14 protein-coding genes are annotated in these 15,409 nt (G+C 60.9%); all 14 read right to left on the bottom strand.

Annotated elements, in window-relative coordinates; translation table 11 throughout:
- Positions 1–4: 4 nt before the first annotated feature.
- Positions 5–1,072 carry a GTPase Era gene (gene era, locus DXA43_RS04065; protein WP_199580519.1) on the bottom strand — a complete coding sequence of 356 codons (1,068 nt, stop codon included), beginning with the start codon at positions 1,070–1,072 and terminating at the stop codon, positions 5–7.
- A 12-nt stretch (positions 1,073–1,084) separates the two neighbouring features.
- Positions 1,085–1,462: a diacylglycerol kinase family protein gene (locus DXA43_RS04060; RefSeq protein WP_117635248.1), complete on the bottom strand. Its 378-nt coding sequence runs from the start codon at positions 1,460–1,462 to the stop codon at positions 1,085–1,087.
- A gap of 9 nt (positions 1,463–1,471) precedes the next feature.
- Positions 1,472–1,981: an rRNA maturation RNase YbeY gene (gene ybeY, locus DXA43_RS04055; RefSeq protein ID WP_117806324.1), complete on the bottom strand. Its 510-nt coding sequence runs from the start codon at positions 1,979–1,981 to the stop codon at positions 1,472–1,474.
- Positions 1,978–2,964 carry a PhoH family protein gene (locus DXA43_RS04050; protein WP_117786041.1) on the bottom strand — a complete coding sequence of 329 codons (987 nt, stop codon included), beginning with the start codon at positions 2,962–2,964 and terminating at the stop codon, positions 1,978–1,980. Before DXA43_RS04050 ends, ybeY begins: the two co-directional genes overlap by 4 nt.
- A complete protein-coding gene (locus DXA43_RS04045) occupies positions 2,945–4,237 on the bottom strand; it encodes a MiaB/RimO family radical SAM methylthiotransferase (protein WP_117806323.1) in 1,293 nt (430 codons plus the stop codon). The genes DXA43_RS04050 and DXA43_RS04045 overlap by 20 nt, the downstream gene beginning before the upstream one ends.
- A 9-nt stretch (positions 4,238–4,246) precedes the next feature.
- Entirely contained in the window at positions 4,247–5,395 is a 1,149-nt protein-coding gene (gene dnaJ, locus DXA43_RS04040) for a molecular chaperone DnaJ (RefSeq protein WP_117806322.1), read from the bottom strand.
- A gap of 81 nt (positions 5,396–5,476) precedes the next feature.
- Positions 5,477–6,580: a DnaJ domain-containing protein gene (locus tag DXA43_RS04035; RefSeq protein ID WP_199580518.1), complete on the bottom strand. Its 1,104-nt coding sequence runs from the start codon at positions 6,578–6,580 to the stop codon at positions 5,477–5,479.
- A gap of 58 nt (positions 6,581–6,638) precedes the next feature.
- Positions 6,639–7,871, bottom strand: a complete 1,233-nt coding sequence (gene hemW, locus DXA43_RS04030) for a radical SAM family heme chaperone HemW (protein ID WP_117806321.1) — start codon at positions 7,869–7,871, stop codon at positions 6,639–6,641.
- 2 nt (positions 7,872–7,873) lie between these two features.
- Positions 7,874–8,917, bottom strand: coding sequence for a tRNA dihydrouridine synthase DusB (gene dusB / locus DXA43_RS04025; RefSeq protein WP_117806320.1), 1,044 nt, complete (start codon positions 8,915–8,917; stop codon positions 7,874–7,876).
- A 4-nt stretch (positions 8,918–8,921) separates the two neighbouring features.
- Positions 8,922–10,733, bottom strand: coding sequence for a translation elongation factor 4 (lepA, locus tag DXA43_RS04020; RefSeq protein ID WP_117806319.1), 1,812 nt, complete (start codon positions 10,731–10,733; stop codon positions 8,922–8,924).
- Positions 10,734–10,829: 96 nt separating this feature from the next.
- Positions 10,830–11,096, bottom strand: a complete 267-nt coding sequence (gene rpsT / locus DXA43_RS04015; RefSeq protein WP_022094714.1) for a 30S ribosomal protein S20 — start codon at positions 11,094–11,096, stop codon at positions 10,830–10,832.
- Positions 11,097–11,229: 133 nt separating this feature from the next.
- On the bottom strand, positions 11,230–12,192 hold the full coding sequence (gene holA / locus DXA43_RS04010) for a DNA polymerase III subunit delta (RefSeq protein ID WP_117800128.1): 963 nt from the start codon (positions 12,190–12,192) through the stop codon (positions 11,230–11,232).
- A gap of 78 nt (positions 12,193–12,270) precedes the next feature.
- On the bottom strand, positions 12,271–14,574 hold the full coding sequence (locus DXA43_RS04005; protein WP_117806318.1) for a DNA internalization-related competence protein ComEC/Rec2: 2,304 nt from the start codon (positions 14,572–14,574) through the stop codon (positions 12,271–12,273).
- A complete protein-coding gene (locus tag DXA43_RS10435) occupies positions 14,571–15,281 on the bottom strand; it encodes a ComEA family DNA-binding protein (protein WP_117806317.1) in 711 nt (236 codons plus the stop codon). The genes DXA43_RS04005 and DXA43_RS10435 overlap by 4 nt, the downstream gene beginning before the upstream one ends.
- Positions 15,282–15,409: the final 128 nt, after the last annotated feature.

Raw genomic sequence — 15,409 nt, 5'->3', positions numbered from 1 at the left:
GTCCCTAATCCTCGGCGTTATAGCCAAAGCGGCGAATCTGGGCCTCGTCGTCACGCCAGCCGGCCTTGACCTTCACGTCCAGCTCCAAAAAGACTTGGGTGCCAAAGATGAGCTCAAGGTCGCGACGGGCGTCGATGCCGATATGTTTGATCATCTCGCCGCCCTTGCCGATGATGATGCCCTTTTGGCCCTCGCGCTCGACGTAAATGGTGGCGTGCACGCGCAGCACCTTCTTGGTCTGCTCAAGCGCATCGCAAATCACACCCACGGAGTGCGGGATCTCATCACGGGTGCGGCGCAAGACCTTCTCGCGCACAAACTCGGCAACGAGCGTCTCATCGGAAGCGTCGGTACCCATGTCCTCGGGGAACCAACGCGGACCCTCGGGCAAAAAGTGCGCAACGGTCTCGATGAAGGCATCGACGTTAAAGTTCTTGACCGACGACGTCACGATCTCGTCGTCATATTCCATAAGCTCGTGGGCGGCCTTAAGCTGCTCCATGACCTGTGCGGGGTCGGCTTCATCGGCCTTGGTGAGCACCAGGACCTTCTTGCAACGGGCGCATCTGACGCGCTCGGCAACCCAGGCGTCTCCCCTGCCGATCGGTTTGGTGGCATCAATCAAAAACGCGACAACATCGACATCGTTCAGCTCGAACAGCGCACTTTTATTGAGCTCGGACCCTAGACCGTCCTTGGGCTTGTGGATACCCGGGGTATCGACAAAGACCAGCTGGTAGCCGGGGCGGTTGACGACGGCGCGCATGCGGAGGCGGGTCGTCTGGGCCACCGGCGAGGTGATGGCGACCTTTTTGCCATAGCAGGCGTTGAGCAGCGTTGACTTACCGGCGTTGGGGCGGCCGACCAAGGCCACGAAGCCACTGCGGAAACCGGGCTCAACGTCGCCAAAGCCCGCGAGGCTGTCGTCCTCGTCGCACAGGGCGTCGAGTTCCTCGTCGCTCATGCCCTCAAACGGGTCGAACTCCTCGACTTCCTCATAGGCCTCGGTCGCCTTAGCATCCGGGGACTCGTCGTCCAAAATTTCATCGATAGGCTGCATATTGTCGGACATGGGAATCCCTTTCTAAATAAAGCCGAGCGCGTGGGCAAATACCAGCAAGCCCACAATCGCGGCGGTGATTGAAAGTACGTATACCGAGGCGGCGGCGATGTCCTTGGCGCGTTTTGCCAACGGATGGAGCTCCTGGGTCGCCAGATCGACAATGGCCTCCATGGCGGTATTGCACAGCTCGCCGTGAATCACCAGGCCGCAGCAGATGATAATCGTGGCCCACTCGGCAATGTCGAGCCCCACGATGCAGCCGGCAATGATGGTGCACACGCCCGCTACGAGCATGACCTTAATGTTGCGCTCGGTCTTGACGGCGGTGACGAAGCCCTCCATGGCGTAGGAGAACGACTTTAAAAAGGACGGATGGTCCTTGTTCGATCCGGGAATCATAAGCGGCTCCTAGTCGTGGGCATGATTGGTGATGGGGCCGACGTGAACGAGTTTGGGGTCCTCGCCGCGCTCGAGCGCCAGAACGCGCAGGATAGCGTCCTCGCGGGCCTCCATGACCTCGGCCTCGTCGTCCTCGATATGGTCATACCCCAGCAGGTGCAGCATGCCGTGTACGAGCATCAGGCGGCACTCGTCGGCAGGGCTATTGCCAAAGCCGGGGGCCTGACGGGCAATGACCTGCGGGGCCAAGATGATATCGCCGAGCTCGAGCGTCTCGTCGGCGGGAATATCCTCGTCAAAGGCCGAGTCGCATTCAAACGAGAGCACATCGGTGGTGCGGTCGATGCCACGCCACTCGTGGTTGAGCTCGTGCATCTCGTCCTCGTCGACATACGAAAGGGAAATCTCGACTTCACGTTCAACGTCCTCGGCAGCAAGCACAACCTCGCAAATGTGCTCCACCTCCTGCGCGTCGAGCAGCGTATCGAGCTCGGCATCGTTGCTGATCAATACACTCAACGGGACTCCTTTCGGTCGCGCGAGCGCTGCTCACGCACGTCATCATAAGCATCGTATGCCTCGACGATACGACCCACCAGGGCATGGCGCACCACATCGGCGCGCTCCAGGTGTGCAAACGCCACATCGTCGACACGGCCCAAAATCTTCTCGACATCCGCCAAGCCACCACGACGACCCACCAGGTCGCGCTGGCTGAGGTCGCCGGTAATCACGAACTTGGAGTTGAATCCAAGTCGTGTCAGGAACATCTTCATCTGCTCGGGCGTGGTATTTTGCGCTTCGTCGAGCACCACGAAGGCATCGCTCAGCGTACGACCGCGCATATAGGCAAGCGGGGCGATCTCGATCACGCCGCGCTCCATAAGCTCATCGGTGCGCTCGCGATCCATCATGTCAAAAAGGGCGTCGTAGAGCGGACGCATGTACGGATCGATCTTTTCCTCGAGGGTGCCGGGCAAAAAGCCCAGGTTCTCCCCTGCTTCGACAACCGGACGCGTCAAGATCAAACGGCCCACCTCGTGGCGCTTGAGCGCGGCAACGGCGAGCGCCATGGCCAGATAAGTCTTACCGGTACCGGCTGGACCCAGGCCAAACGTGATGGTATGCGAGCGGATGGCATCCACATAGCGCTTTTGCCCGAGCGTCTTGGGGCGAATGACGCGGCCGCGATACGAAAGCAGCACGTCATCGCGAAGCGACGTAGCCTCGTGCTCACCGTCGCGCAAGACGGCCAGGCAGCGAGAGACATCGTCGGCAGACAGGGTACGACCGGCCGCCGCCTCGCGAAAAGCATGTTCGAAAAAGCGAGCCACGAGTTCGACCTCGTCCGGGTCACCGCTCACGGCGATGCAATCGCCACGGGCGACCACATGGGCGCGAACCAAGCTCTCGAGTGCACGAAGGACGCCGTCGCCGGCGCCCAAAACGCACGAGGGATCAATTCCCTCGGGAACGGTAAGTCTAATCTTCGAGGCTTCCATGGACCTCCCTGCGCGCATGGACCAAGCCGGAATCATCGACTCCGATGATAGCAACATCGAGCAGGCACGGGGCTGTAAGTCCACAGGTATCGTCAAGACGGGCATGATGGAACGAACCGAGCGTCAGGCTGTCACCATACTCGAGCACGGCACGCTCGACAGTGCCCACGCGACGACGAGCATCGGCAATAGCGAGCTCCTGCGCCGTGTCTCGCATACGACGGCTGCGCTCGGCCATAACCTCGGGCGGCACCTGGTCGGGCATGTCGGCAGCAAGGGTACCGGGACGCTTGCTATAGCGGAACACGTGCATACGCGAGAAACCCACACGGCGGCACAGCGCCAGCGACTCCTCGAACTCCTCGTCCGTCTCACCAGGAAAACCGACGATGACGTCGCACGAAAGAGACGCCTGCGGCAGGATGGCGCGAATCATGCGCACCGTGTCCTCAAAGGCCTCGGCACTATAGGGACGACCCATGCGATGCAGCGTCGCCGTACAGCCGGACTGCACGGGCAGGTGCAAAAACGGGGCAATACGCTGCGGATAGCGCGCCATAACCTTAAGCAGGCGCTCAGAGATATCCATGGGTTCGACCGAGGAAATGCGCACATGCGCAATAGTCGTGCGCTCCATGATGGCCTCGAGCAGCTCATCGATTTCGACATGCTCGTCGGTCGCGCTCTTGCCATCGTAGGCACCCAGGTTCACACCGGTCAGCACCACCTCGGGCACGCCGGCCTCCTGGGCCTCGCGAACTTGCTCAAGCACGGACTCGACAGGCACGGAGCGCTCGGGGCCGCGCGCCTTCCACACAATGCAATAGGTGCAGCGATGGTTGCAGCCGTCCTGGATCTTCACGCCCAGGCGAGAGCGACCGAGCGCATCGACCACCCCGCCATCGCTGCAGGCGGGAACGCTATCGGACTCAACGCCCAGCACCTCGCAGACACGTTCGGCGACATCGATCTTGGACGGCTCGGCGATCACGCGATCCGAAAGCTCCAACAGCTCCTCGGGATGCAAATTGACCACGCAACCGGTCACGAGCACATAGGGCTCATTTGGATGGGCCAGCGCATGACGGACGGCCTTACGGGTCTTGGCCTCGGCCTCGCCCGTAACGGCACAGGTGTTAATGACGATCAAATCGGCATCCTGGGGCTCCACAATAGCAAAGCCCAGGCGCATAAGATCGGCAGTGATACGGTCAGACTCAACCCGGTTGACACGGCAGCCGAGGTTGACGACGGAAATATGGGGTGCGAGCACGCGGGCTCCTTAATCGAGGATATCGTCGAGGGCACTCTTAATACGGTCGGTCACCGACTTCTTACCGGAAGCGACGTCATCGCCCATCTCGTCGGCAAAAGCACGGAGCAGCTCGCGTTGCTTATTGGAAAGATTGGTGGGAACGACCACGCGCAGTTGCACGATCAGGCGGCCACGCGAACCGCCACCGCCAATGCGCGGCATGCCGTAATTATTGACGCTCACGGTGTCGCCGTACTGGGCGCCGGCGGGAACCGTCACCTTAACGACCTCGTCGGGCATAATGCCCTCGACCTCGATCTCGCAGCCGAGCGCAGCCTGCGCAATCGAGATATCGCTCACCAGGTACAGGTCGTCACTGTTGCGCTTAAAGCGCTCATGGTCGGCAACGCGCACGTTGACAATCAGGTCGCCCGAAGGCTCGCCGCGAAGGCCGGCCTCGCCAAAGCCGCTCACACGCAGCTGGCGACCGGTCGAAACGCCGGCGGGAATATCGATGTCGATCTTTTCGTGCGAAGGCGTGCGGCCCTGACCGTCGCAGGTCTCGCAGGGATGGTCGATAACCGTGCCCTCGCCATGGCAGTCGGGGCAAGGCGAGGAAGACTGAACCTGGCCCAAAAACGATCGCTGAACCGTCGTGACGTAGCCCGTACCGTGGCAGCGACTGCACTGCTTTTCCTGTGCACCCTCGGCCCTACCGGTACCGTTGCAGTCCTCGCAAGGAGCAAGGCGATCATAGCTGATCGTCTTTTTGCAGCCGAGCGCCGCCTCCTCGAGCGTCACCGAAAGCGAGATGGCCATGTCACGTCCGCGACGACGCTCACGACGGCTGCGGGCGCCACCGCCGGCACCGCCGCCAAAAAACGATGAGAACAGGTCGTCCATGCCCATGCCACCAAAGATATCGTTGATGTCGACATAACCAGAGCCACCGGGGCCGTCCGCGGTGCCGTAACGGTCGTAGTTAGCACGCTTCTGCTCATCGGAAAGAACGGAATAGGCCTCGTTGAGCTCCTTGAACTTGGCCTCGGCCTCGGGGTCGTCCGAAACATCCGGATGTACGGTACGGGCCTTCTTTAAAAACGCACGCTTAATCGTCCGCGCGTCGGCATCCCTGTCGACGCCAAGCACCTCGTAGTAATCCCTATTTTCCGACACGACCGAATCCTTCCGACTTTCAATATTGTCACAGTGCGTCCTATACCCATGCAGGGCCGGCCGCAAACAGAGGGTTTGATGTTATTGCATCCCGTAGGGCGCAAGCATCGCGCGCTGCGAGCAGCTCGCGAACCAAACCGACACGAGCGCGAACATGAAGCCGTTGGCAAAACCGTTGGCAAACTGCATCGCACCGCGCTTCCACCACAGCAGGCTGCGATGAAGCACACCGTCCGAAAGCACCATGAACAGGCCCATGGTAAACGGAATAAAGCACATCACGGCAAAGGCCGAGAACACGCCCGAGATGGCCGACAGCACCAAAAACGGCGCCACAATGCCCATCAGGTAAAAGCCAGTACGAGCTTTGCCTTCCAAGCGCTCGGCCTCAACATGGGCGCGGCCGACCAGGTCGCCGCCCGCGGCACCGTTAGTGCCAGCATGGCCCATGCCGCCAATGCGGACCTCGTCGCCGTCATGCGTGCCGGCAGGAAACTCAATCGTCTGCTCGGAGGTCACACGGGTTCGCCCGCTGCCACCGCAATCGGGGCAGGGGTCGGCCACGACCTTACCGGAACCGCCGCACTCGGGGCAGACCGACTGGAACGTGCCCGCACCAAACAGGAAGGACAGGTCGACGTCGATGTGGCCGCGGCCACCGCAGCTCGGGCAGGTATGGGCATGCTCAGACGAAACGGAGCCCAAGCCGCCGCAGTTGCTACAGGTATCGAAGCGCGTGTAGCGGACGGTCTTGCGGGCACCGCCCTTGGCCTCCTTGGCGTCGAGTTTGATATCGACGACCACGTTGGCGCCGTTCTCGGGATTGTAGGCAGCCTGGCCGCGACGCTGCTGGCCCCAGGCGCCACCAAAGGGAAAGCCGCCCTCAAAGGGATTGCCATAGCCCGTGCTGCCGGCGTAGCCGCCACCATAGGGCGAAGCCGTAGGAGCACCGGCAAAGGGATTGCCAGAACGCATGGCGTCGTAGCGCGCACGTTTTTGTTCATCCGAAAGCACGGCGTAGGCCTCGGAAACCTCTTTAAACTTTTCCTCGGCATCCGGCTCTTTATTGACGTCCGGATGGAGCTTACGGGCCTTTTGCTGGAAGGCCTTTTGAATATCACGCGAGGTGGCGTCCTTGGAGACACCCAGAATCTCGTAGTAATCTTTTTCGTTCATCGTCGCCATGCGCGGCAACCTCCTGCTCACAGCAGCGTATATATTCCGGTAATTCTACCCGAGCGGCCTAAGCTAGATCCCAAAACAGCTCGAACAGAACATTTCCATCGAGCCAGCCCAGATGGGTCGGCGCCAGACGGGCACAGGAGCAGCCAGCGATGACATCGACAGAGGCGATAGGCCCCGCATGGGTATCACCGTGCTCGGGCACCCAAGTGGCAAGCCCAAGCTCAAGAGCGCGATCACAAGCCGCTGCCAGTTCATCGGCAGGGATGACACGAGACGCGCGAACCAACAGGTCGGAATCAACACCGCGCGTCATGCGACAAGCGAGCATCAGGTCCTCGGCCGCCGCCTCGCGCCGCGACAGATACTCGGCATCAAACATCGTCGCGGCATCGTCGCGTTGTACCAAACGCACGCGGTGAAAGTCACCACGGGGAGCCACGCCGGGAAACAGTCCAGCCAAGCGGTCGAAATCCTCGTCGTCGAGCATGCCCGCGGCAGAACGACCCAGGCCCAGGTAGCCCCGACCAGTCCAGTAGGCGATATTATGGGCACATTCATGCCCATCGAGCGCGTAGCTCGCCACCTCATACGGATGGTAGCCGGCCGAACTCAGCCGCTGGCGCGCAACGTCCATGCATGCGGCCTGGAAATCCTCATCGGGCTCAAGCGACTCGTCACGGCATGCCATGCGATAGAGTGGTGTGCCCTCCTCGAGCGTGAGCGGGTACACCGATACATGATGCGGCGCCGCCGCCAGCACGCCATCGAGCGTGCTCCGCCAGCTTGCGGCCGTCTGCCCGGGAAGGCCGCAAATCAGGTCGCACGACGCATCGAGGCCAGCGTCCTTCACCGTCGCGATAGCCGCAAGTGCCCGATTGGCATCGTGAATGCGGCCAATAGCAGCCAGCTCGGTATTGTCGAGGGTTTGCACGCCCAGAGAGATGCGCGTGACACCCGCCTCGGCAAGCGCTGAGGCGAGCTCAGCGGTCAGGGACTCAGGATTGGCTTCGCAAGTAAATTCAACGGGTTTGCACCACATGGAGATACGCCGGGCAAGTTCCACCAAGCGCTCCCCTGCCAGCGATGGCGTGCCGCCGCCAGTATAGACCGTGCGGACCTGCGCAAGCGCCCCGGCGTCGCCAAAGGAATCGAGGCGCGCATACAACTGCTCAAAATAGGAATCAAGCGCGGCATCCAAATCACACGCAGCAAAGCTGCGCGAGTCAAAGTCGCAGTACCGGCACTTTTGAGCGCAAAACGGCACGTGCACGTACAGCGCGGTAACGGCCACCGTTAGGCCTCCAGCGGATGAGCAGGCACCGACTCGCCGGCGGCAAGCGCGGCCTCGCAGGCCACCACGTCGCGCTCGATATCATCGACCAGCGCCATAAACTCCTCGTACGTAGAGCAACGCACCACCTGAGCGCGCCAGGCGGCGGCATGGGGCATGCCCTTTAAGTACCAGCTTGCGTACGTGCGAGCACGCGACATGAGCGGCAGAAGCTCGTGCGTCAACGTCAGGTGCTCGCGCAGAGCCTCCAGGCGCTCGACCGAGGAGCGAGAAGGAACCGGCGTGCCATCGAGTGCAAGGGCTCGGGCATCGCCGAACACCCACGGATTGCCGTAGATGCCGCGCGCGATAAACACCGCGCTGGCACCCGAGCCGTGCAGATGCTCAGCAGCGTCCTCGGCCGAGAACACATCGCCCGAACCAATCACGGGAATCTCGACAGCGTCGGCAACCTCATCGACGACCGACCAATCGGCCTGGCCCGTGTAGAGCTGCGTGGCGCAACGACCATGCACGGCGACTGCGGCAGCCCCTGCACTCTCAAGCATCTGGGCAAATGTCGCGGCATTGCGGTCCTCGGCATAAAAGCCCTTGCGAATCTTGACGGTCACGGGCACGTGCGCCGCGCCAACCGTGGCCTCGACGATCTTCTCCGCCAGGTCGGGCGTGCGCATGAGCGCCGAACCCTCGCCCTTGGTGACAACCTTGCGGGCGGGGCATGCCATATTGATATCGATGAGCGACAGGCGATCGCCAACGCGCTCCTCGACGGCGACGACGGCGCTCGCAAACTGCTCGGGCCTGGAGCCAAAGAGCTGCACGCAAATCTGCTGCTCCTCGTCGGCCGGTAGCACCAGGCGCCAGGTCTTGTTGCTGGCATAGGCAAGACCCGCCACGCTCACCATCTCGCTGTAGGCAAGGTTGGCACCGCGGCGGCGACACATGATGCGATAGGCGGGGTCGGTCACGCCCGCCATGGGAGCCATAAGGAACGGCTGCTCGGCATAGGCACCCAGCAGCCGCTTGCTGTATTCAGAAAGCGCCATGGACCTACTCGTCCACCTTGAGGATCGCCATAAACGCCTCCTGCGGGACCTCGACCGATCCGATGGCCTTCATACGCTTCTTGCCCTCTTTCTGCTTCTCGAGCAGCTTGCGCTTACGCGAGATATCGCCGCCGTAGCACTTAGCAAGAACGTCCTTGCGACGCGCCTTGACGGTGGAACGGGCGATGATCTTGTTGCCGATAGCACCCTGGATGGGCACCTCGAACAGCTGACGCGGGATGATCTCCTTGAGCTTGTCGCACAGGCCACGGGCCAGGCCATATGCCTTGTCCTTATGGACGATAAACGAAAGCGCGTCCACCTCGTCGCCCGAAAGCAAAATTTCGAGCTTCACGAGCTCGGAGGGACGGTACTCGTTGAACTCGTAGTCGAGCGAGGCATAGCCCTTGGTGCGGCTCTTGAGCTGATCGAAGAAGTCCAAGATGAGCTCGGCGAGCGGCATATCGAAGCGCATCTCGACCGATTTGCTCGTCAGGTGGATCATGTCGGTTGTGACGCCGCGGTGCTCGATGGCGAGCTGCATGACGGCACCCGTGTACTCAGGCGGGCAGATGATCTTTGCCTTGAGGTAGGGTTCCTCGATACGATCGATGCGTGTGGCCTCGGGAAGGTCCTGCGGACTGCGGACATCGATCATTTCGCCGTCGGTCTTGTAGACGTGATAGTCAACCGAGGGACTCGTGGCAATGAGGTCCAGGTTGAACTCGCGCTCCAGGCGTTCCTTGACGACTTCCATGTGCAGCAGGCCCAGGAAGCCCACGCGGAAGCCAAAGCCGAGCGCCACCGAGGTCTCGGGCTCCCACACCAACGACGGGTCGTTGACGTGCAGTTTATCGAGCGCGTCACGCAGGTTCTCGTAGTCCTTGTTGTCGATCGGGAACAGGCCCGTATAGACCATGGGCTTGGCCTCGCGATAACCGGGAAGCGGCTCGGGGCAGGGGTTCGACGCCCACGTAAGGGTATCGCCCACGCGAACGGCCTCGGGATCCTTCAAGCCCGTGACCACATATCCGACCTCGCCGACCGTCAGCGCGTCGACCGGGGTCTCGGCAGGACGCTTGACGCCCACGCCGTCGACCAAAAAGTCGCCCTTGGCTTGCATCATAAGCAGCGTATCGCCCTTTTTGATGGAACCATCGAAGACGCGCACCGTAGCCACCACACCGCGATACTCGTCAAAGTACGAATCCAAAATGAGCGCTTTGAGCGGAGCGTTTGCATCGCCCTTAGGCGGCGAAATCAAAAAGACAATGGACTCCAGCAGATCGTGAATGCCCTCGCCGGTCTTGCCCGAGACGCACACAGCATCATCGGCAGGGATCGCCAGGTCATCCTCGATCTCGGTCTTAACCTCATCGGGATGGGCCGAGGGCAGGTCGATCTTGTTGATGGCCGGCACAATGTCCAGATTGGCGTTCATGGCGAGCGTCGCGTTGGAAACGGTCTGCGCCTCGACGCCCTGCGTGGCGTCGACAACGAGTACCGCGCCCTCACAGGCTGCCAGCGAGCGCGAGACCTCATAGGTAAAGTCCACGTGGCCCGGCGTATCGATCAGATTGAACTGATACGTCTCACCATCGTCGGCGTCATAGGAAACGCGGACGGCATTGGACTTGATCGTAATGCCGCGCTCGCGCTCGATATCCATGGTGTCGAGCAGCTGCGACTCCATGTCGCGTTCGTCGACGGTATGGGTGAGCTCGAGGATGCGGTCGCTGATCGTGGACTTGCCATGGTCGATATGCGCAACGATCGAGAAGTTGCGGATGTGGGAAATGTCAATTGAAGTATTCATGCGGACTATCTTACCCGAGCGGTACAAAAAATGGAGCCTGTTCCATAAAACAGGCTCCATTTATGCGCGTAATCTGTGTGGTGTGAAATTTACAACTTAGGCGTTGATGCTGTTCACGAGCTTGGCAAGACCGGACTTGCGGTTGGAAGCCTGGTTCTTGTGGATAACATGCTTGGCGGCAGCCATGTCGAGACGCTTGGTGACGGTCTTGAGGGCAGCCTGGGCCTTCTCGGCGTCGCCCTCGGCGACGGCGGACTGGACGTGCTTGGTCAGCGTCTTGAGCTCGGACTTGACAGCCTTGTTACGCATGCGAGCTGCCTCATTGGTGCGGATACGCTTCTTCTGAGACTTGATGTTTGCCACTTCTGGAGTTCCTTTCGAGTTCCTTGCAAAAAATGTATGACACCTCTGAGACACGGTGAGGTCATGCAAGCGCCTACTATAGCACGCTCCCTCTCAAAGGGATAGAACGAATTTGTCAAATAGGCAGGTATCATCACGATTTTCTCAAGATGTTCGTAATCCAGAGCAAAAGCGCCGTCTGAGAATCGGCCGAACCCTTGAGCGCGAGCTCCACATCAACGGCACCCTCGAGCGCTGCGACGAGCTCGGTCATCGAAAAACGACGCGCCCAGGTAAGGTGATTCTTGACCTGCCAGGACTGGAGCTTGAGCGTTGCGGCCAGCTCGCGACCCTGCCCACGCGCGTCGAGCGCCTTGGCGACGATCAGCTCGCGAATGCGACCGCACAGCAATGTGTAAGTCCACACGTAGCTCTTGGAGGGCAGGAGCTTAAAGAGCTCGAGCGAACGCCGCATATCGCGAGCCGAGACGGCGTTGAGGAAGTCCCAGGGTTGGACCTCGGCCGTACGTACAATCCAGCGATCAACATCGGCAAGTTCAATCTGGGGCGACTCGACCATCTGGGCAAGCTTGGCCAAGTCGTTATCGAGCATGCGCGTGTTTTCGCCCGAACGCGAGACGAGCTCCTCGGCGGCCGCCGTCGAAATCGACTTACCGCGCTGCGTCGCCATCTGCTGAACACGGCGCGGCAGTTCCCAGCGCTTGGTACCCGAGCAATCGACGATAGCCTTCTTGTCGATCTTGGCGATTGCCTTATACAGGCGCGTATTCTTGGCAAGTGAGTCAGCGATGATGAGGCAGACCGTTGTTGGGCTGGGACTCGCCAGATACCCAACGAGCGGCTCCGAGACCGCCTTGGCGAGCTTTGAGCAGCCATCGAGGATTACCAGACGAAACTCGCTGCCCATCGGAAAGGTGTTAAGCGATCCGATAATGGACTCGATATCGGGGTCCTTGGTCATGTCTCGCTCGTCGAGGTTGAACTCGACCATACCCGATTTTTCCAGACGCGCTTTCATACGCGAGACGGCGTGGTCGCGCTTGACTCCGTCGGTACCGACGATCAGATATGCCGGCAGCAAACCGGTTTCGGACATTGCGCTCCCCTCCCGCAGGCCTTCGTATTCGTTCCGTGCCATTCTAGCCCAGGGGCCCACCACACGCCAACGACGTCGTCACGGTCGCTGGCATCGCATCGCAAAGCCATTCGCAGTCGGTGTGACGGTAATGTCGCCGTGTTCGATGGTACACGCGAACACACCACCCGCTTCCTTAACGGCATCGATGCAGGCATCGGACGGATGGCCGTATCGATTCCCCTCACCGGCGCTTGCGAGGGAAAGCTCGGGCTTCAGGACGTCCAGCAACTCGCCATCGACTGAAACCTTGGAGCCGTGATGCCCAAGTTTAAGGACATCGATATCCCCCACCTCCTGCACGAATTCCCGCTCTTGGTCGAGCTCGGCATCACCGGTGAGAAGTATTCGCAGGCCCTTGCCTTCCTGAACATAAGAGAGCAGCAGGACAAGCGAGTCCTCATTTCCCTCGCCATCCACGAACTCGAATGGCCACATCACGCGAGCGCAAAATGAGCCGATGTCGACCGTATCCCCACGGCGCACCTGCCGATACTCCACGCCAGGTCGGTTCAATACCTCGGCAGGAGCATCCTCCAGCGCATCCGCCGCCACGGCAATCGTTCCGACCGAAAACTGTTCGAGCACGGCAGGCAAACCACCCCAGTGGTCCTCATCCCAATGCGTCACAAAGACGGCATCGATATGGTGCACGTTATTGCGAACCAACGCCGCAACCACACGCTCGTCGAGCCCGCAGTCGACGAGAGCTACTGCGCCGCCTTGGCGGATAAGAATCGCATCGGCCTGGCCCACATCGAGCACCGTCACCGAAGGCGGAGCGAATCGATCCCAATAGACGTACGGAATCGCAGCCAAGAGCATCAGGCATGCAAGCCCCACCGCCATAGGACGTGCACGGGGACGCGGCCACCAGACCAGCAGAACCGCCAGAAAACACGGCACTAGGTAAATCCACATGCTATCGGGCGGCACGCTCACGTATGCACCCGGCACGGCGGCAAACAGCTGCTCGAAGAACAGCGCGCAACGGGCGGCAATCATGGGCACAACGAGCGCCCAAGTCCGCAACGGTCCCACGAGCGAAAAGGGAGCCAGCGCGATCGACACAGCGAGCAGAACGCTCACCACCGGACCGATGACCGCATTTGCCAACGGAGCAATGAGCGAGAATGTACCGAAGGCAGGAATGGTAATGGGAAGTGTCGCCAGTTGCGAGCACAGCGTGACGGAAAGCACGCTGGCAACGCCCGATGGCACACCTAGCTCACCCAACGCGTAGGTCGCATAGGGACAAAAACACAGAATGGCTAAGACGCTGGCGCATGAAAGCTGAAAGCCCATCTCGAACAGCACCGTCGGCCGCAGTAGCACAAAGATGGACATGGTTACGAAGAGTGCCGAAAGGCCGTGCCGACGACGCCCCGCGCCGTTTACGACAAGCGTCACGAACACCATGCAGCACGCGCGCACGGCCGAGGGAGACGCGCCCGTAAAGGCAGCGTAGCCCACAAGCGTTATCGCCAATATCGCCCGCTGAAGACCACGTGAGCACCGAGTCTTTTGCAATACACCCTCGATTACAAACCCCACGATAGCCAAATGGCTGCCCGAGACTGCGATAAGATGCGCCGTTCCCGTCACCGAAAACCAGTCGCCCGCCGGCTGGGCGCGCAGCTCGGCCGAACGACCGCAGACGACACCGGCTATGAGCGCACGCGCCGGGTCGGTCGCAGGCGCGATGGACGCAAGCAGCCCATTTCGCAGCCGAAGCAGCGGCCTCGGAGAACCCTCATCGACCGACACAATCCGAACGGCTTTAACCTTGCGCACCTCGCCTCGAAGCACGCGCGATCGTCCATACGCATCGTTCTCAAAACGTGACACGCGACCGATAACACGCACGTGCGCCCCGACCTTGAACTCACGGTCACACGATAGGCGAACCGTTGCCAAGTTCTTACCGTCCGAGCGTGCCTCGCAGGTATAGGAATACACGTCGTCATTTATGGATGGGTCACCCTGCACGACAAACTCGAGACTGCTTGCCGCTCGACCGTCGAGCGTCTTCGAGGCGTTGAGCGCACCCACGGCCCACCACGCCGAAACGACCGCACCCGCCACGAGACCGACGGACGCGGCATACAGCCACCGCTTCAAAGGGGCAAGCCTCGCACAAGAGTGAGCCAGCACAACGAAAACCGCTGCCGCAACGGGAATGGCCCATAGCGGCCCGACCGCCGTCGCCCGCCCCCTCAGCAGCGCATCAGCGGCTATGCTGAGCACCAAGGCGCAGCTCACGCACATGCCGGCACACAGGGCCATCGTCCACGGAATCAGGGGCCGCGGAGGCATCACGTGCTCTCGCTCGGTCGCACTCATACGCAGATGCAATCTTTGATTTTGGCAAGCTTCTTCTCGCCGATTCCCGACACGCGCATGAGGTCATCGACCGAGGTAAAAGCCCCGTTTTGCGTCCGCTCGTCGATAATCGATTGAGCCATAGAAGGCCCGATGCCCGAAAGCGTCTGCAGCTCCGCCGCACTTGCCGTATTGATGTTCACGAGTCCCGACGAAGACCCCACACCAGAAGTCGCGGCGGCACCGCTTTCGCCCCCGCCGACCGCCGCAGCCGCTTGTTGCTCCCCCACCGCCGGAACATAGATCTTTTGTCCATCCGTGATCTTGGACGCGCGATTAAGCCCTGTCACATCCGCCTCGGCCGTAAGCCCTCCGGCGGCGTCGATCGCTTGGGATACCCGTGCTCCATCTTTGAGCCGGTAAACGCCAGGCCTCACAACGGCGCCATCAACATCGACGTACACCTCGGCAGCAGAAGAGCTCTTGTCAGACGACTCATCGGCATCGTCAGGTGACGCATCCCCGGCCCCGCGCACATCCGAGGCGCCCGCCTCATCGCTACGTTCAAACGACACGTCGCTGGAGTGGCCACCAAAACCTGCTATCGCCAAGCCGCTCGCGGCGGCAATGACAACCAGAATCGCCAGGACCATCGCCTTGTGGCCGAGCAGCTTTTCTGCCCAGCGGTCCATCCGTTTAACCCGTTCGTGTTGCTCGCGCTGCGCCATAGCAAACACCTCCCAACACCATCGTGTCAGGAAACGAACGCCGCAGCCTCCGCACGCCCACGCCGGTTTTCGCGGTCAAACCAAAAGTTAACCAAAACCTTGCGCAAATGTGCCCGTTTATTCAGGCA

It is taken from the genome of Collinsella sp. OF02-10 (assembly GCF_003463445.1).
Classification (GTDB): Bacteria; Actinomycetota; Coriobacteriia; order Coriobacteriales; family Coriobacteriaceae; genus Collinsella.
The sequence above is the reverse complement of the archived record's forward strand: the minus strand, read 5'-3'. Positions and strand labels throughout refer to the sequence as shown.